This window comes from Streptomyces sp. NBC_00094, from assembly GCF_026343125.1.
GTDB lineage: Bacteria > Actinomycetota > Actinomycetes > Streptomycetales > Streptomycetaceae > Streptomyces.
This window is the reverse complement of sequence record NZ_JAPEMB010000001.1, coordinates 1,630,756-1,647,538: the sequence shown is the minus strand read 5'-3', so window position 1 is coordinate 1,647,538 and position 16,783 is coordinate 1,630,756. Positions and strand designations below refer to the sequence as shown.

At 72.3% G+C, this 16,783-nt stretch carries 15 protein-coding genes and 1 pseudogene; 6 read left to right on the top strand and 10 right to left on the bottom strand.

Translation table 11 applies throughout. From position 1 onward, the window contains the following. Positions 1-58: 58 nt before the first annotated feature. From OG580_RS07035 to OG580_RS07025, 3 genes are read right to left on the bottom strand one after another with little or no spacing between them, the layout of a single operon-like run. Entirely contained in the window at positions 59-823 is a 765-nt protein-coding gene (locus OG580_RS07035; RefSeq protein ID WP_267047924.1) for a polysaccharide deacetylase family protein, read from the bottom strand. A gap of 44 nt (positions 824-867) precedes the next feature. Next, a complete protein-coding gene (locus OG580_RS07030) occupies positions 868-2,004 on the bottom strand; it encodes a glycosyltransferase family 2 protein (protein WP_267042769.1) in 1,137 nt (378 codons plus the stop codon). Continuing rightward, positions 2,001-2,831 (bottom strand): glycosyltransferase family 2 protein, encoded by an 831-nt coding sequence (locus tag OG580_RS07025; protein WP_267042768.1) that lies wholly within the window; start codon positions 2,829-2,831, stop codon positions 2,001-2,003. The genes OG580_RS07030 and OG580_RS07025 overlap by 4 nt, the downstream gene beginning before the upstream one ends. A gap of 671 nt (positions 2,832-3,502) precedes the next feature. Between OG580_RS07025 and OG580_RS07020 the strand changes: the two genes are divergently transcribed. Then, positions 3,503-4,309, top strand: coding sequence for an SGNH/GDSL hydrolase family protein (locus OG580_RS07020; protein WP_267042767.1), 807 nt, complete (start codon positions 3,503-3,505; stop codon positions 4,307-4,309). Here the strand turns inward: OG580_RS07020 and OG580_RS07015 are convergent. After that, positions 4,293-5,357, bottom strand: coding sequence for a protein kinase (locus tag OG580_RS07015; protein WP_267042766.1), 1,065 nt, complete (start codon positions 5,355-5,357; stop codon positions 4,293-4,295). The genes OG580_RS07020 and OG580_RS07015 overlap by 17 nt on opposite strands. A gap of 312 nt (positions 5,358-5,669) precedes the next feature. On the opposite strand from OG580_RS07015, the gene OG580_RS07010 reads away from it, so the two are divergent. Then, positions 5,670-5,942: a hypothetical protein gene (locus OG580_RS07010; protein WP_267042765.1), complete on the top strand. Its 273-nt coding sequence runs from the start codon at positions 5,670-5,672 to the stop codon at positions 5,940-5,942. 163 nt (positions 5,943-6,105) lie between these two features. On the opposite strand, the gene OG580_RS07005 is transcribed toward OG580_RS07010, so the two are convergent. The 3 genes from OG580_RS07005 to OG580_RS06995 form a co-directional block, all read right to left on the bottom strand. Continuing rightward, the gene (locus OG580_RS07005; protein WP_267042764.1) at positions 6,106-7,302 is read right to left on the bottom strand and encodes a CaiB/BaiF CoA-transferase family protein; all 1,197 of its coding nucleotides are present in this window, start codon (positions 7,300-7,302) and stop codon (positions 6,106-6,108) included. A gap of 104 nt (positions 7,303-7,406) precedes the next feature. Beyond that, positions 7,407-8,183, bottom strand: a complete 777-nt coding sequence (locus OG580_RS07000) for an ABC transporter permease (protein ID WP_267042763.1) — start codon at positions 8,181-8,183, stop codon at positions 7,407-7,409. Continuing rightward, entirely contained in the window at positions 8,180-9,118 is a 939-nt protein-coding gene (locus OG580_RS06995; protein WP_267042762.1) for an ATP-binding cassette domain-containing protein, read from the bottom strand. The genes OG580_RS07000 and OG580_RS06995 overlap by 4 nt, the downstream gene beginning before the upstream one ends. A gap of 63 nt (positions 9,119-9,181) precedes the next feature. Here OG580_RS06995 and OG580_RS06990 point away from each other — a divergent pair, with 63 nt between their 5' ends. Then, entirely contained in the window at positions 9,182-9,913 is a 732-nt protein-coding gene (locus OG580_RS06990; protein WP_267042761.1) for a TetR/AcrR family transcriptional regulator, read from the top strand. Between the two features lie 8 nt (positions 9,914-9,921). Here the strand turns inward: OG580_RS06990 and OG580_RS06985 are convergent. The 3 genes and pseudogenes from OG580_RS06985 to hmgA form a co-directional block, all read right to left on the bottom strand. Beyond that, positions 9,922-10,212 (bottom strand): annotated as a pseudogene (locus tag OG580_RS06985) (DNA methyltransferase); the annotation flags it as partial. 14 nt (positions 10,213-10,226) lie between these two features. Continuing rightward, on the bottom strand, positions 10,227-10,976 hold the full coding sequence (locus OG580_RS06980; RefSeq protein WP_267042760.1) for a GntR family transcriptional regulator: 750 nt from the start codon (positions 10,974-10,976) through the stop codon (positions 10,227-10,229). 40 nt (positions 10,977-11,016) lie between these two features. Continuing rightward, complete coding sequence (gene hmgA, locus OG580_RS06975; RefSeq protein WP_267042759.1) at positions 11,017-12,330, bottom strand: homogentisate 1,2-dioxygenase; 1,314 nt, start codon at positions 12,328-12,330, stop codon at positions 11,017-11,019. Positions 12,331-12,482: 152 nt separating this feature from the next. Between hmgA and OG580_RS06970 the strand changes: the two genes are divergently transcribed. From OG580_RS06970 to OG580_RS06960, 3 genes are read left to right on the top strand one after another with little or no spacing between them, the layout of a single operon-like run. Then, positions 12,483-14,585, top strand: a complete 2,103-nt coding sequence (locus OG580_RS06970) for a right-handed parallel beta-helix repeat-containing protein (RefSeq protein WP_267042758.1) — start codon at positions 12,483-12,485, stop codon at positions 14,583-14,585. Further along, positions 14,582-15,463, top strand: coding sequence for a hypothetical protein (locus tag OG580_RS06965; protein WP_267042757.1), 882 nt, complete (start codon positions 14,582-14,584; stop codon positions 15,461-15,463). Before OG580_RS06970 ends, OG580_RS06965 begins: the two co-directional genes overlap by 4 nt. Then, positions 15,460-16,773: a hypothetical protein gene (locus tag OG580_RS06960; protein ID WP_267042756.1), complete on the top strand. Its 1,314-nt coding sequence runs from the start codon at positions 15,460-15,462 to the stop codon at positions 16,771-16,773. Before OG580_RS06965 ends, OG580_RS06960 begins: the two co-directional genes overlap by 4 nt. The last annotated feature ends 10 nt before the right edge of the window (positions 16,774-16,783 follow it).

The following is a 16,783-nucleotide window of genomic DNA, read 5'->3' as shown; positions in this document are numbered from 1 at the left end:
CATTCCGTGCACCGTGTTTTGAACGGGACGTTCCCCCGGCCGCCGGTACGGCGGTACGTCAGATCCAGTGGCCCCGCACGGTACCCCGGGCGCGCCGCACGATCGCGTACCCCTTCGTCACGGTCCGGTCGACCGCGAAGTTCCGCACGATCGCCCGGCCCTCCACGAGCCGGGTGAACTCCTTGATCCCCGTCGACCGGCGCACGGTGACGCGCTCCAGGGCGTACGGCCCCTGACAGCGGCAGGCCAGCGCGTTCCCGACGGCGAGCGCCTGGGCGAAGCCGGCCTCGCGGACCGTCCGCCGGACCCGGCGGCTGGAGTACCCGTACGGGTAGGCGAAGGAGACCGGGGCGCTCCCGAGCTCCTCGCCCACGATCTCGCGGCAGCGCAGCGTCTCGAAGCGCAGCCGACGCGCGTCGAGCTGGTCGAGCTGCGGGTGGGTGTGGCTGTGACCGCCGATCTCCGTGCCCGCGTCGGCCAGTTCGCGCACCTGACCCCAGTCGAGCATGGTGTCGAGCGCGCCGCCCTCGTCGTGCTTGCCGCGCAGCCAGCCGGTGGAGACGAAGACGGTGCTCGCGAAGGAGTGCTCGGAGAGCACGGGGAGCGCGTGGCGGTGCACGCCCTCGTAGCCGTCGTCGAAGGTGATGAGGAGCGGCCGTTCGGGCAGTGGACCGCCGGTGCGCCAGGCGGCGGCGAGCGCCGCGGTCGTCAGCGGGGTGAACCCGCGCTCGGCCACCACCGCCATCTGGTCGGCGAAGGCCTCGGGGGTGACGGAGAGCCCCCGGGTGGCGGGAGCGGGATCCCGGCCGACGGCGTGGTACATGAGGATGGGCACCCCTCGGGGGACCCTCGCCCCCTCGGCCCCGGTCACGTGGTCGCTCCTTCGGTGGCGGTGTCCTCGACGATGCCGTGGCTGGTGGCGGCGTCCTCGACCATGCCGTCCCTGGTGGTGCCGTCTTCGGTGGTGACGTCCCTGGTGGTGTCATCCCTCGTGGTGGCGGACTCGGCTCGTTCGATCGGCCCCCACGAGAAGGTCGGTCCGCCGCGCCGGGCCCGCAGGGTGCCGAGCGCGTAGCCGCCGGCCGCGACCGTCACCCCGGTCACGATCGCCCCGGCCCGACCGGCTCCGCCGGAGCGGCCGCGCAGGGCGTCGCGCATCCCGCGCAGGACGCCGGCGGGCAACACCCGTGTCGTGTACCGCCGTTCGGACTCCAGGCCCTTCTGTGCGCCGACGCTCTGCGCGACGAGCGCCTTGGAGAGTCCCTCGGCGTAGACCCGGGTACGGAAGTACCCGAAGCGCTCGCGGGCGGCGGGCACCTTGTGGTGGATGACCGCACGGTCGTCGATGAGCAGGACCGCTCCGGGCAGCGCCTTGGCCAGCCGGATGCACAGCTCCGTCTCCTCGCAGCCGAGGGGCCGCCGGTCGCCGTCCCGGCCGATGCCGGTGGCGAAGCCGCCCGCCGCGTCGAAGGCCGTACGACGGAAGGAGGCGTTGCCGCCCAGGACGTTGCGTACCCGGACCCGGCCCGGGGGCAGGCCCCGGTACGTACAGCCGACGACCCAGTCGAACTCCTCGGGGAACCAGGCCGGGCGGCGGCCGGAGGCCCAGGCGGGCAGGGTACGGCCGCCGACGGCCATGACGTGCGCGTCGTCGTAGGCGGCGGCGAAGTGGTGGAGCCAGTCCCGCTCGGCGACGGCGTCGTCGTCGAGGAAGGCCACGAACTCGCCACGGGCGGCGGCGATTCCGGTGTTGCGGCCGGAGGAGAGGCCGCGGGGGCCCGCGTTGGCGAGCACCCGCACCTCCTCGTGGAGCCGTACGTCCGCGTACTCCTCGGTGAGCCGCTCCAGCAGCCGCTCGTTGTGGTCGACCACGAGCAGCGTCTCCAGCGGCGGAAGCGACTGTTTCCGGACGGAGTCGACGGCGGCGAGGATGTCCTCCCACCGCTCCTCCGTGTAGACGCAGATCACCACCGAGAAGCCGTGTGGGGACGTGCGGTCGCTCAAGACACCTCTCCCCGGGGGACGTTGACGGAGAACGCGGCGGGCCGGCGGCGGGCCGCCTTCCGGACGCCCTTCTCCTTCAGGATGACCTTGAGGACCCGGATCCCGTCCCGCACGGCGTTGAGGTTGCTGACGCCGTGGATGCGCAGGTACTCGTGGCTGGGCACCTCCTGCACCTTGAGGCCGGCCTTGACGACCCGGATGTTGATGAGGGTCTCGATCTCGAATCCGGTGCAGTCGAGGGTGACCTTGTCGAGGCAGTGGCGCCAGAAGGCGTTGTAGCCGTAGCAGAGGTCGGTGTAGCGGGCGCCGAATTTGCGATTGACGAGCGAGCAGAGGGCCCAGTTGCCGAGTCGGCGAATGGTCGTCATGTCGTCCGTGCCGCCGCCGTTGGCGAATCGGGAGCCCTTGGCGAAGTCGGCGCCGCCGACGAGGGCGGAGACGTACGAGACGATCTCCTGGCCGTCGGCCGAGCCGTCGGCGTCGACCATGACGATGATGTCGCCGGTGCAGGCGGCGAAGCCGCTGATCAGCGCGTCGCCCTTGCCCTTGCCGACCTGCTTGATGACCTTGACGTCCGGCCAGAGTTCGCGGGCGACGTTCACGGTGTCGTCGGTGGAATTTCCGTCCACGAGCACGACTTCGTGAATCCATTCCGGCAACGTCTTGAAGACGTACGGAAGATTTTCTGCCTCATTCATCGCGGGAATGACGACACTCACGGGAGGAGTGATCGCCAAATGCGAGGTGATGGCCCGGTACTGGGCCGCTATTCGACTCGGCTCGGTCATTTCTTGGCCCGTGATGGCAGGGCGCAGGAACGAGCTCATGGGTCTTTATTCCCTCTCGTCCGGTGGGCCGCCCACCCCTTGGGCGGTCCGATGGTGTGTCCGGTTCGAAAGGGGGGTTCTCGCCCCGCCCGCACAGGAACGATCTCCTTGCGGGATCGGCGAGTTGGCATGACTGGCCGCGCGGTACCCGCGTCTCGGCACACGTACGGACACCGAGCACGGCACCCCCCTACCGCGCCCCACCCCGGAACCATCGCGACGCTAGAGCCCTCCCCTGAGCCGCTTTGCTTGATGGACCGGTGCGGGTGAGATGTACGACGGTATTGATGAATGGGACTGTATGGCAAGTCCCGGATCGGTGGCCCACTTTTCCGCAGTTTGGCGAAGCTTCGTCGGTCACGTGCGCAACTGTCCCGGTCGGATTCGGTCAATCCGTTTGCATGCAGGGAACAGTGATGCAGGATCACGCTCCTGTGCATTGTTGTGCGAATGTGTCGCGATCCCGTTCGAACGTTTATCGGGAGCGGAGGTTCCGGTTCCTGCCGTGGCCGGATCTCGATGGTCACCGGTGGCGGGATCGTCGAAGCGCCGTCGATGGATCGTTACGGAATCGCTGGAGGTTCACCCCTACTTTTGACATGAACACTTCCGGTTGAGCGGATCCGATGCTACTACCTGGTAACGCAGAGATCCTGCTACAGGGAGGTTCCATGAGACTGTCCCGCTTCGCGGCCCTTTCGTCCTCGCTCCTGCTCGGTGCCGTCCTCGCCCTCACCGGGGCGAGCGCCGCACAGGCAGCCGAAACCGCCGCACTCGACTACGTGGCGCTGGGGGACTCGTACTCCTCGGGCGTCGGCGCCGGCAGCTACGACAGCGCCAGCGGCGACTGCAAGCGCTCCACGAAGGCCTATCCGGTGCTGTGGAAGAACGCCAACGCCCCCTCGTCCTTCGCTTTCACCGCCTGCTCGGGCGCCCGAACGGGTGATGTGACCGCGAATCAGCTCGCCCCCCTGTCCGCCGCCACCGACCTGGTCTCGATCACGATCGGGGGTAACGACGCCGGTTTCGCCGACGTCATGACGACCTGTGTGCTGCAGTCCGAGAGCACCTGCATCAACCGTGTGAATCAGGCCAGGGCCTACGTGGACTCCACGCTGCCCGGCAAGCTCGACTCGGTCTACACGGCCATCAGGAACAAGGCGCCCGTCGCCCGGGTCGTCGTCCTCGGCTACCCGCGCTTCTACCAGTTGGGCGGCAGCTGTATCGCCGGTCTGAGCGAGAACGAGCGCAAGGCCATCAACGGCGCCTCCGACTACCTCAACGCGGCCGTCGCCAAGCGCGCCGCCGACCACGGCTACACCTTCGCCAGCGTCGTCCCGCCCTTCACCGGCCACGAGATCTGCTCGGGATCCGCCTGGCTCCACAGCGTCAACTGGCTCAACATCGGCGAGTCCTACCACCCGACCGCCGCCGGACAGTCCGGCGGCTACCTGCCCTCCTTCAACGGGGCGGCGTAGCGGCAGGGCCGTCGCCCGTACCCGTGGCGTCGGGCCTGGCCGGAGCGGTGCTCGTCACCCCACCCGGACCGGGACCGGCGCCCGGCTCCTCGTCCCGTACGAGCCGATAGGTCAACGACCCCGTGATCAGCAGGACTCCGACGAGCCCGGCCGTGAGGACCGGGCCCCGTCGGGGCCGTGCCGGGCGCGGTCCCGGTCGGCGGGGTGACCGCGAGCCACCTGCGGGACCCGTCGACCTTCCGGCCGGCGGATCCTCGTCCCCGTCCTCCCTCGGCCTCCGGGTCGAGGACTCCGTACGGACGGACTCCGAGTGGGCGGACTCCGTGTGGACGGACCCCGGCGCGCCGGACCCCGGCCGGACGGACCCCGCACTCCGGGGTCCGGCGCCCGGGGCCAGCCGCCGTAGCTCCCGCTCGGCCTGATCGATGGTCAGGGGTGACTCCGGGCCGTCGCTCCGCACTCCCTCGATCACGGAGGCCAGCGGCCCGGCGTCGCCTCCGGTGGCAGCGTCGAGGAGCGCACCGAGGGCCCTCAGTTCCGCCGCCGGGTCGGGAACGTCCTCCGATGCGGCGCCGACTCCCGTACCGCATCCGGTGACGACGATCCGTCCGTCGTTGGCGAGCAGGACGTGCCCCGGTTCCACACCCGGGTGGGGGATGCCCGCCTCCCGCGCCGCCCGCAGCGCGGCGAGGACCTCGGCGCCGACGCGCGCGGCCTCCGGCGGGGGCAGGGGGCCGTCGGCCTCCAGGGTCTCGGCGAGGGTGAGGCCGCGGACCAGCTCCATGACCACCCATGGCCGTCCGTCCTCGGTGGCCACTCCGTGCACCGTCACCAGCGAGGGGTGCGAGATCCGGGCCGCTGCCCGCGCCTCGCGCTCCAGGCGCGCGTACGACAGAGGGACTTCGTCGGCCGGGAGTCCGGCCGGGGCGCGGAACTCCTTGAGGGCCACCTCGCGGACGAGGGTCTCGTCGAGGGCGCGCCAGACGGTCCCCGTCGCCCCCTCCGCGAGAACGCCCAGAAGCCGGTAACGACCCGCGATCACCGTCATGGATCCACGGTAACCGAGCGGTGCCCGTCCGGCTCCGCTCCGTACGGGACCCGCGAGTGGACGATCTTGGTGGTGGAGATCACACCGGCCTCCATGGCCGGAGGTCACGGCCCTGGGTGCAGGATGGTTCGTGACGGTTCGGCAGGTGTTCGAGCGCTGTCCAACTCGCCCTGGAATCAGATGGATTCGCACAGTGACCGTCAACCCTCGTACAGGTGTGGTGAATCCCGACGGCGGGATACACGGGTGTGACGGTGGGGCGATAGGGTTAACCTGCCCGGGCCGGGTGCCCTTGTACGGGTGGGGAGTGACATGGAACAGATAGCAATGCGTAGCAGGCCGCGAGTGCCTGCCATCACCTGCGGTAGCAGCGCGACGAGTTCGCGTCTCGACCGTCATCTCGCGGTGCTCGGCGGCCCCGCCGTGCCCCAGCGCGAGGTGGCCGAGGCGACGCTGCTGATGCGGGAACTGACGTCGCGTACGCACGAGGCACCGGTGCACGGTCACCGCAGCCGCAGTGCGCGTGTCTCGCTCTTCGCCCCGCTCCGCCGCCTGCGCCGCTCGCTCTTCGGCACGCGCCGCTGACGGGCCGGGGGCCGGCCGCGTACCCCGAGTACCCGCCCGCTTCCGCGCGGCCTCCTGTATGACTCCGCTCGCGACGACGCCGGACGTGTCCCCACCCGTCCGGCGTTCCGTCGTGCCCGCGTCCGTGCCTCCCGCCCCGGCCGACTCCTCCGCCGGGCGCCCGTCAGGCGATCACGCCCGCGCTCCTGAGCTCCTTCACCTCCGCCTCGGACACCCCGAGCTCCCCGAGGATCTCGTCCGTGTCCTGACCGAGCGCCGGGATCCGGTCCATCCGGGGCTCCGGCCCGTCCGGGAACACGATCGGCGGCAGTAGTGAACGCAGGGGTCCGACCGGGGAGTCCACCGGCCTCCACCGGTCACGGGCCGTCAGCTGGGGATGGTCCGCGAGCTCCGCGACCGAGTTGAGCCGGGCGCAGGCGACGCCCGCCGCGTCGAGGCGGGCCAGCGCCTCCGGGGCGGTCAGCGGGGCCAGCGCCGCCGCGACCGCCGTGTCCGTCGCCCCGCGCCCGGCGACCCGGGCCGCGTTCGTCGCGAAGGCCGGATCCTCGGCCAGCTCGGGGCGGCCGAGGACCTGTTCGGCGAGCCGCCGCCACTCGCGGTCGTTCTGCACGGAGAGCAGCACCAGGCCCCCGTCGGCCGTCGGATAGGCGTCGTACGGGGCGATCACCGCGTGCGCGAGCCCCGTTCGCGCCGGGGCCGTGCCTCCGTGCGACCCGTGGTGCAGCGGGTGCCCCATCCACTCGGCCAGCGAGTCGAGCAGGGAGACCTCCACCGGGCCGCCGCGCCCGGTCGTGCCGCGCCGTACGAGGGCGGCGAGGACGCCCGAGAAGGCGTACATGCCGGCCGCGATGTCGGCCGCGGGGATCCCCGACTTCACCGGATGGTCCGGGGTGCCGGTCACCGAGACGAGGCCCGCCTCGCACTGGACGAGCATGTCGTAGGCCCGCTTGTGCGCGTACGGCCCCTCCGCCCCGTATCCGGAGACGTCCACCGCGATCAGCCGGGGGTGCGCGGCGCACAGGGTGGCGGCGTCGAGGCCGAGCCGGGCGGCGGCGCCCTGCGCCAGGTTCTGGACGAAGACGTCGGCGCCGGCCACCATGCGCCGGACGAGCTCCAGGCCCCGGGGGGTCTTGAGGTCGATCGCCACCGACTCCTTGCCGCGGTTGCACCAGACGAAGTGCGAGGCGAGGCCGCGGGCCGCCGTGTCGTACCCCCGGGCGAAGTCCCCGCCGTCGGGGCGCTCGATCTTGACGACCCGGGCGCCGAGGTCGGCGAGCTGCCGGGTGGCGAAGGGGGCGGCGACGGCCTGTTCGACGGCGACGACCGTGACCCCTTCGAGGGGGAGTGGCTGGGTGCTCATGACAGCCCTGACTACCGTGCCGGGCGGCCCTTGTCATCAGGGGATGCGTCACGCCCGGCGTGTCCACCGCGCGGTCGGCGCCGGTCGGCGTCGGTCGGTGCCGGTCAGCGGCGGGCGTAGCGGCGGACCGCGAGCGGCGCGAAGAGCGCGATCAGGGCCAGCGACCAGAGCAGCGCCCCCGCCACCGGGTGCGCCACCGGCCAGGCCGCGTCCGCCGGTACGGGCGCGTTGCCGAAGAGTGTCCGTACGGCCGTCGTGACCGCCGAGATCGGGTTCCACTCGGCGATCGTCCGCAGCCACCCCGGCATGCCCTCCGTCGGGATGTACGCGTTCGAGAGCAGCGGCAGCATGAAGGTGGCGCTGCCCAGCTGGCCGGCCGCCTCCTCGCTCCGCGAGGCCAGTCCGAGCAGGATGCCGATCCAGGTCGTCGCGAAGCGGAAGAGGAGCAGCAGTCCGAAGGCGCCCAGGGCCTCCGGGGCCGTGCCCTCGATCCGCCAGCCCATGGCGAGGCCGACGAGGACCAGCGGGACCGTGCCGACCGCGCTCGCCACCAGGTCGGCGAGGGCCTGCCCGAGGGGGACGGCGGCCCGGCTCATGGGCATGGTCCGGAAGCGGTCCATGACGCCCCGGTGCGAGTCCTGCGCGGCCTGGAACATCCCGGTCATCAGCCCGCCGGCCGCGGTCGCCACGAGTATCCCGGGGACCAGGTAGGCGCGGTACTCGGCGCCCGGCACGGCGAGCGCGCTGCCGAAGACGTACCCGAAGAAGAGCAGGAAGACGATCGGCATCGTCTGGGTCATGACGGTGATGGCCGGCGCGTGCCGGAGCCGCTGCAGATGGCGGCCGAGGACGGCCGTCCCGTCGTGGACGAGCGCGCTCACGCGGCGATCTCCTTCCGGTCGGTGAGGCGGAGGAACACCTCGTCGAGGGTGGGTGGACGCAGGGAGGCGTCGAGGATGTGGACCCCGGTGGCGTCGATCTCGCGGACGATCCGGGGGAGGGTGAGCGTGGTGTCGACGGTCACGGCGCCGACCGTGCGCCGCTCGGCGTCCAGGGCCGGGGCTCCGCCGGTGAGCCGGTCGAGGACGGCGGCGGCCGCGTCGAGGAGCGCGGGGTCGGCGACGACGACCTCGGCGTAGTTGCCGATGAGCGCCTTGAGCCCGGCCGGCGTGCCGCGCTGCGCGACCCGTCCCTCGTCGATCAGGACGATGTCGTCGGCGAGCTGGTCGGCCTCCTCCAGGTACTGGGTGGTCAGCAGCACGGTGGTGCCCTCGGACGCCAGCTCCCGTACGGCGTCCCGGATGCCGTTCCGGCTGTGCGGGTCGAGCCCGGTCGTCGGCTCGTCGAGGAAGAGGACGTCCGGCCGGACGAGGAGGCTCGCTGCCAGGTCGAGGCGGCGCCGCATCCCGCCCGAGTACGTGCGCGCGGGCCGGTCGGCGGCGGCGGTCAGGTCGAACCGCTCCAGGAGTTCGTCGGCGCGGGAGCGCGGGGCGCGGAGCAGCCTGGCGAAGAGCCGGAGGTTCTCGGCGCCGGTCAGGTCGCCGTCGACGGAGGCGTACTGGCCGGTGACGGCGATCTTCCGGCGTACCCCGGCCGGGTCGCGCACCACGTCGTGGCCGGCGACCCGGGCGCTGCCCGCGTCGGGGGCGACCAGGGTGGTGAGGACACGGACGGCGGTGGTCTTGCCGGCGCCGTTCGGGCCGAGGACGCCGCAGACGGTGCCCTCGGGGACGGCCAGGTCGAGCCCGCGCAGGGCGTGGACGTCTCCGTACCGCTTCCGCAGACCCTCACTAAGTACAGCGTACGTAGTAGTCATGGCCTGACGGTACCGCACTACGTACGGTGTACGTAACTAGGATGGGGGTCGAGGTGATGATCCATGGCGGGCCGAGCGGCCGAACCGGAAGTGATCTGGGCCCGGCCCGAGCGCGCGGGGCGCGGCCCGAGACCGGCGTACAGCAGGGGTGACATCGTGGCCGCGGCCGTCCGCATCGCCGACGCCGACGGCATCGACGCGGTCTCGATGCGGCGCGTCGCGGGCGACATCGGCTGCGGCACGATGTCGCTCTACAACTACGTCCCGCGCAAGGAGGACCTGTACGAGCTGATGGTCGACGCCGTCAGCGGGGAGTACGTGCTCTCCGACCCGCTCGGCACGTCCGGCGGCGACTGGCGCGCGGACATGTTCGACATGGGCCGGCAGGCGCGCGGGATCCTGCGCCGTCACCCCTGGGTGATCCGGCTGATGACCACCGGATACGCCTACGGGCCGAACGCCCTGCGGTTCCTTGAGCACTGCCTCGGCTGCCTCGACGGCCTCGACCTGCCCGGCGGCACCAAGATGGAGCTGATCGCGAGCGTCAACGGCACCGTGATGACCATCGTCGCCAACGAGATCGCCCTCGCCGAACGCGCCCGCGCCCTGCCCTGGTCCGGCGAGCAGGAACAGGCCGTCCGCACCGCCTATCTGATGCGGCAGATCGCGGGTGGCGGCTACCCCCGGCTGGCCGCCGTCCTCGCCGGGTCCGGGGCCGAACCCCTCGACCCCGAAGAGGTCTTCGAACGGACCCTGCGGCGGGTGCTGGACTCCTTCGTGCCCACGCCTGCCTGAGGCGCCGCTGGTGCCGGACACGGGCCCGACTCGCGGGCGAAGCACACGGTCCCGGTGCGCTGCCCCGGCAGCGCCGCCACCGCGCTCGACGGGGTCCGCGCCCGGCTCGGCCGGAAGAGCGCCTCGCGCTCGGCCCCCTCGGCGGCGGTCAGCCGGTCCCAGCGGGCGCGCAGCGTCCGTGCGTCCGGGGCGACGATCCAGGACCGCCCGAAGGGCGGCGGCGCGACGGACCACGGCATGAGGTCGTCGAGGAGGGGCGGGCCGTCGTCCGCACCGGGCGCTGTCGTCACGCCCCGCATGCTGACGATCCCTCTCAGTGCGCCTCCACCGTGACGGTGAAGGAGAAGCGGTCGCCGCGGTAGCGGATGCGGGCCACGTCCACGACCCGGCCGTCCTCGTCGTACGTCACACCGGTGTAGTGGAGGATCGGCGAGAGCAGCGGGACCTGGAGCAGGCCCGCCGTCTCCGGGTCGGCGAGGCGGGCCTCGACCGTGTCCGTGATGCGGCTGATCCGCACCCCGACCACGTCCCGCAGCACCTTCGTCATCGGCCAGCGCTCCAGGTCGGCCGGGTCGATCGAGGCGGCGAGCTCCGGCCGCACCGCGTTCTCCACCCAGTTCGTCGGCTCGCCGCTCTCCCCGTCGCGGCGCAGTCGCCGGTACGCCACGATCTCCGTCACGTCCGGGAAGTACTCCGTGAGCTCGCCCGGCACCGGTCCGGCGCCGTGCCCGAGGACCGTCGTCCGCTCGCCCGACTGCTGGGCCACGATCGCGTCGATCGAGCCGAGCAGCCGGCGCGGGGTGGAGCGGCGGGCACCCGGCTCGATGAAGGTGCCGCGCCGCCGGTGCCGGCTGATCAGCCCCTCCTCCTCCAGTTCCTTGAGGGCCTGGCGCATGGTCAGCACGCTCACGCCGTAGTGGGCGGCGAGCTGCTCCTCGGTGGGCAGCCGCAGCGAGGCGTCGGGCGTGCGGCCCAGTATCGAGGCGCGCAGGGACTGCGAGACCTGATACCAGAGCGGCAGCTTGCGGTTCAGGACCAGCGAGTCGGGAGCGAAGGCGGTCACGGGATCTCCGTACGAAGGCTACGGGCTTACGGCCGAGACACTACGGCCGGAAGTGGCGCTCCAGACCCTGCCATACGTCGTCGTACCCCTTCTGCAGATGGTCGGCGTTCGCGGCCTGCGGGGTCGCGGTCACCGGCCAGCGGGTCTCGAACATGAAGGCAAGGCCGTCGTCGATCTTCTGCGGCCGCAGCTCCGCCGCGCTGGCCTTGTCGAAGGTCTCCCGGTCGGGGCCGTGCGCCGACATCATGTTGTGCAGCGAGCCGCCGCCGGGCACGAAGCCTTCGGCCTTGGCGTCGTACGCGCCCTCGATGAGGCCCATGTACTCGCTCATCACGTTGCGGTGGAAGTACGGCGGCCGGAAGGTGTCCTCGCCGACGAGCCAGCGAGGGGCGAAGACCACGAAGTCGACGCCCGCGAGCCCCGGGGTGTCGGACGGCGCCGTGAGGACCGTGAAGATCGACGGGTCGGGGTGGTCGTAGGAGATCGTCCCGATGACGTTGAAGCGGCGGAGGTCGTAGACGTACGGGGTGTGGTTGCCGTGCCAGGCGACGACGTCCAGCGGGGAGTGGCCGTAGGTCGCCGACCAGAGGTGGCCGCAGTACTTGTTGACCACCTCGACGGGGCCCTCGACGTCCTCGTACGCGGCGACGGGCGCCCGGAAGTCGCGGGCGTTGGCGAGGCCGTTGGCACCGATCGGCCCGAGGTCGGGGAGCTGGAAGGGCGCCCCGTAGTTCTCGCAGACGTAGCCGCGGGCCGTCTCGTCGAGGAGCTCGACGCGGAAGCGGACACCGCGGGGGATCAGCGCGACCTCGCCGGGATGCGCGGCGAGCAGGCCCAGCTCCGTACGGAGGAGGAGGCCGCCGCGCTCGGGGACGATCAGGAGCTCGCCGTCGGCGTCGCCGAAGACCCGCTCCATGGAGGCGTTGGCGTGGTAGAGGTGCACGGCCATGCCGGTGCGCTGGGTCGCGTCGCCGTTGCCGCCGAGGGTCCACAGACCCGCGAGCCAGTCCGTGCCGGGGGCCGGCTCGGGCAGCGGGTTCCAGCGGAGCCGGTTGGGGTCGGGCACGGTCTCGGTGAACGGGGCCCCGCGCAGCGCGCCGTCGTCGGTCCGGGTGAACGGCGGATGCGCGGCCGAGGGGCGGATCCGGTAGAGCCAGGAGCGCCGGTTGTGCGCCCGCGGCTCGGTGAAGGCGCTGCCGCTCAGCTGCTCGGCGTAGAGGCCGAGGGGTGCGCGCTGCGGCGAGTTGCGGCCGTCCGGCAGCGCCCCGGGGACCGCCTCCGAGCTGTGCTCGTTGCCGAAACCGGTGCTGTAGGTGAGCGCCTCGGCCGTCTTCCTGGCCTGCTCCGTGGTCATCGACCGCTCCTGTCCTGAGCCCACAAGGGAATCCTATGGACGACCGTAGGATTCCGCGACCCTTCCGTCAACGGGGTGGGGGTGGGAGGTGTTCCGGATTGATACCGCGCGAGGGGGTCAGAAAAGGTGAACAATGCTCTACTCTCACGCGCATGTCCTGGACCCGAAGATTCGTCCTCGCCCTTTCCGCCGTGCTCGCGGCCCTCGCCGCGACCCTGCTCACCGCGCCCGGGGCCCAGGCCCACGAGGAGCGGCCCGTCACCTTCCCCGACGGCTCCGGCAGCGTGCCGACGCTCCGCACCGGAGAACCCGACCTCCTCGTCTGCAAGACCGACCGGGCGGACTTCACGCGCCGGATATCCGCCTTCCCGGCCCCCCTCAAGGCCCGCAACCTCGCCCTCCTCGACCGCTGCGCCCGCGAGGGATACCGCCACCTCCAGCAGGCCGTCGACGCCGTCGACCGGCCGGGCATGACGATCGCGATCCTCCCCGGGCTCTACGAGGAGGAGCCCTCGCTGCCCGCGCCCACCGGCGCGTGCGCCTCGCTCAAGGCGCCGACCTCCTCGTTCGGCTACCAGATCCTCAGCTACGAGCAGCAACGGCAGTGCCCGCACAACCAGAACCTGGTCGCGATCTTCGGCAAGAAGAACCTCCAGATCGAGGGCACCGGCGCCACCCGCATGGACGTCGTCATCGACGCCAAGTACCAGAAGCTGAACGGCGTCCGGGCCGACGGGTCCGACGGCGTCTACTTCCGTAACTTCACCGCCCAGCGCACGACCTTCAACTCGCTGTACGTGCTCGCCGCCGACGGCTTCGTCATCGACGACGTCCTCACCCGCTGGAACGACGAGTACGGCTTCCTCACGTTCGCCTCGGACCACGGCCTCTACAAGAACTGCGAGTCGTACGGCAACGGCGACTCCGGCATCTACCCCGGCTCGGCCTCGAACATCAACGACGGCCGCGGCTACGACGTGCCCCGCTACTCCATCGAGATCACCGGCTGCCGCAGCCACCACAACATGGTCGGCTACTCCGGCACCGCCGGGGACTCGGTCTACGTGCACGACAACGAGTTCGACCACAACATGGGCGGCGCCTCCATGGACTCCGCCTTCCCCGGCCACCCCGGACTGCCCCAGAACCACGCCCGCTTCGAGCGCAACCTGATCCACGACAACAACGAGAACTACTACCCGTACGTCGCCGACGGCACCTGCGCCAAGCCGCCCGTCGACCGCGGCTACGAGCGGGGCGTCGTCTGCCCCCAGATCTCCATGCCCCCCGGCACCGGCATCATCACCGCCGGCGGCAACTGGAACCTCTACGAGAACAACTGGGTGTACGGACACCAGCGCACCGCCTTCTACCTGAACGCCGTCCCCGCCTTCATCCGCGGCGAGTCCGCCTGGGGCAAGCAGTTCGACACCTCCCACCACAACCGCTACGCCGCCAACCACCTCGGCGTCGACAAGGCCGGCAACTCCCGCCCCAACCGCACCGACGTCTGGTGGGACGGCCAGGGCAGCGGCAACTGCTGGCAGGCCGACGCCGGCGCCGCCAGTCCCGGCGCCCTGCCCGGCTGCGGGGAACGCCGCGGCGACGTCTCCGGGAACACCGACCGCCTCGTCGGCGAGCCGGTCAAGCTCGCCCAGCTCCTCGTCTGCGCCGACTACAGCGTCTCGGACCGCCGCCTCCCGGCAGGCTGCGACTGGTACGGCGCCCGTGGCCTCCAGCGCGTCGAGACCCAACTCGCCCTCGGCAGCGCCCTCGTCCTCGCCCTGACCGGCTTCGCCCTGTGGTGGCGCCGCCTGCGTGGCAACCGTCTCGCGGGCGTGGCCACCCTCATCGGTCTCGCGGGCCTGGTCCTGGACGTGGCCGGCTCGACCCTCGCGCTCACCCCGACCGTCGTCCCGGCGCTCGGGCTGCTGCTCACCGGGGTGTGGTGGACCCTCATCGGCCTGGCCCTCCGGCCCACCCGTCCCGTCTTCGCCTGGACCACGGTCGTCCTCGGCGCCCTCACCCTGCTCGACGCCTTCGACAAGGCCGTCCTGATGGTCCCGGGCATCCCGCTGAGCCCTGCCTGGTTCCGCCTGCTGCTCGGCGTCGTCTGGGTGCTCTGGGCCGTGATCGCGGCAGGCACCCGTACGTCCCGGGCGGCGGACGAGGAGTCCGGCGGCGACGCCGAGCCCGGGCCCGAGCCCGTCTCCGCTTCCGCCGACGCGCGACCGCGTGAGGAGGGGACGGCGTGACGCCTCCGCGCGGGGCGGCGGCACCCCTCCTCTCCCTGACGCTCGTCCTGGCCGCCGCACTGTCCCTCGCGGGCTGCGCCGACCGGCCCACCACCCACCACAACCCCGGCACCAGCCACGAGCAGGCCACCGGGACCAGCGGCACCCTGCTCACGGCCCGCGACGAGGCCGGCCACCGCCTGCGGGAGGTCCCCGCGGCGACCGCGCCCACCGTCCGGGTCGAGACCAGGCCCGACAGCGAGGGCGGCTGGAACGTCCACCTCACGGTGGAGAGGTTCCGCTTCACGCCGGACAGCACCGGCGGCGCCGCCCTCCCCGGGCGTGGCCACGCCCGTCTCCTGGCCGACGGCCGGGAGACGGCCCGCCTGTACGGCTCCTGGGGCTACGTACCGCCCGGTGTCCGTACGCTGACCGTCCGCCTCCACGCGGACGACCACACCGTCTGGGCCGTCGCCGGCGCCCCCGTACAGGCCACCGTCCGCCTGGACGGCGCCGCCGCCACCTCGGCGCCGCCGAGCCCCCGACCGTCCGGCACCCCGGCCTCCGCCCCCGCCTCCGCTTCCGCCCCCGCTTCTTCCCCCGCCTCGGCGCCGCCGAGCCCCCGGCCGTCCGACACCGGCCGGACCGTCACCCTCACCATCACCGGAAAGACCGTCCAGCCACCCCCCTCCCGCATCGAGTTGAAGAAGGGCGAGCGCCTCACCCTCCGTGTCACCGGTGACCGCGCCGACACCCTCCACGTGCACGGCTACGACCGTGAACTCCCCCTCTCTCCCGGCGTCCCCGCCACCCTCACCCTCACCGCCGACCGCACCGGCCTCTTCGAGGTCGAGACCCACGACTCCGGACTCCTGCTGACCCAACTCGTCGTCCGGTGACCGGCGTCCCGGCCTCCCTGTCCGGCCTCCCTCTCGCCCCCGCGCCGGGGCTGCAGCTCGCCCACGGCGTGGGCTCCCGGCACGACCTCCCCCTCTCGCCCTTCTACGCCTACGCCGGCGCCTTCACCGCACTCCTCGTCTCCTTCCTCGCCCTCGGCCTGCTCTGGTCCTCCTCCCGCTTCCGCGGCGAGGAGGCCGGGCGGCCCCTCCCGGCCGCCGTCCAGCGGGTGGCCGACGCGCCGGCCACCCGCACCGCCCTCCGGCTCCTCGGCGCGGCCGTCGCCCTGGTCTTCCTGCTCCACCTCCTCCTCGGCCCCGACGACCCGGACCGCAACCCCGCACCGGGCGCCCTCTACGTCCTCCTCTGGGTCGGACTCGTCCCCGCCTCCCTCCTCCTCGGCCCCGTCTGGCGCCTCCTCAACCCCCTGCGCACCCTCCACGCCCTCCGCCCTCCACGGAGTCCGCGCCCCCTCCCCGCCGCGGTCGGCATCCGCCCGGCCGCCGCCGGCCTCCTCCTCTTCACCTGGCTCGAACTCGTCGCCCCCGACAACGCGTCCACCACCACGCTCCTCATCGCCCTCGCCGTCCACGCCGGCGTCCAGCTCCTCGGCGCCGCCCGCCACGGCGACCGCTGGTTCGCCCACGCGGACCCCTTCGAGGTCTACTCCTCCCTCCTCGCCCGGCTCTCACCGCTCGGCCGCCGCACCGACGGCCGCCTGGTCCTGCGCTCCCCCTTCCACGGCCTCGACTCCACCCCGCAGGTCCCCGGCCTCGTCGCCACCGTCTGCGTCCTCCTCGGCTCCACCGCCTACGACGGCCTCTCCGACAACCCCCGCTGGATCACCACCCTCCAGACCTCCTCCCTCGGCCCCACCGTCACCGCCACGCTCGGCCTCCTCGCCACCGTCGCCCTCGCCGCCGCCTGCTACGGGCTCTGCTCGGGCGCGCTCCGACTCATGGACCGGACCCTCACCACCCCCCTCACCTCCTTCGCCCACTCGCTCCTGCCCATCGCCCTCGGCTACCTCGTGGCCCACTACTTCTCACTTCTCGTCACCGAAGGACCACGTACCGTCATCATGGCAGCGGGGTCTGACAACGCCCTCGCACCCGCTCCACCACTGGGCCCCGGCGGCCTCGCGACCCTCCAGGTCGCCGCGATCGTCACCGGTCACGTCCTCGGTGTCGTCGCCGCCCACGACCGGTCCGTCCGCCTCTTCCCGCCCGCCCGGGCCGTCGCGGGCCAACTGCCGCTGTTCGTGCTGATGATCGCGTACACCCTCGGAGGCATCGGCCTGCTCATCGCCTGACCCCGATCGG

Coding starts and splice junctions, on each gene's coding strand:
- OG580_RS07035 (WP_267047924.1), bottom strand. CDS start 823: ATGTACCACGCCGTCGGCCGGGATCCCGCTCCCGCCACCCGGGGGCTC.
- OG580_RS07025 (WP_267042768.1), bottom strand. CDS start 2,831: ATGAGCTCGTTCCTGCGCCCTGCCATCACGGGCCAAGAAATGACCGAG.
- OG580_RS07020 (WP_267042767.1), top strand. CDS start 3,503: ATGAGACTGTCCCGCTTCGCGGCCCTTTCGTCCTCGCTCCTGCTCGGT.
- OG580_RS07015 (WP_267042766.1), bottom strand. CDS start 5,357: ATGACGGTGATCGCGGGTCGTTACCGGCTTCTGGGCGTTCTCGCGGAG.
- OG580_RS07010 (WP_267042765.1), top strand. CDS start 5,670: ATGGAACAGATAGCAATGCGTAGCAGGCCGCGAGTGCCTGCCATCACC.
- OG580_RS07005 (WP_267042764.1), bottom strand. CDS start 7,302: ATGAGCACCCAGCCACTCCCCCTCGAAGGGGTCACGGTCGTCGCCGTC.
- OG580_RS06995 (WP_267042762.1), bottom strand. CDS start 9,118: ATGACTACTACGTACGCTGTACTTAGTGAGGGTCTGCGGAAGCGGTAC.
- OG580_RS06990 (WP_267042761.1), top strand. CDS start 9,182: ATGGCGGGCCGAGCGGCCGAACCGGAAGTGATCTGGGCCCGGCCCGAG.
- hmgA (WP_267042759.1), bottom strand. CDS start 12,330: ATGACCACGGAGCAGGCCAGGAAGACGGCCGAGGCGCTCACCTACAGC.
- OG580_RS06970 (WP_267042758.1), top strand. CDS start 12,483: ATGTCCTGGACCCGAAGATTCGTCCTCGCCCTTTCCGCCGTGCTCGCG.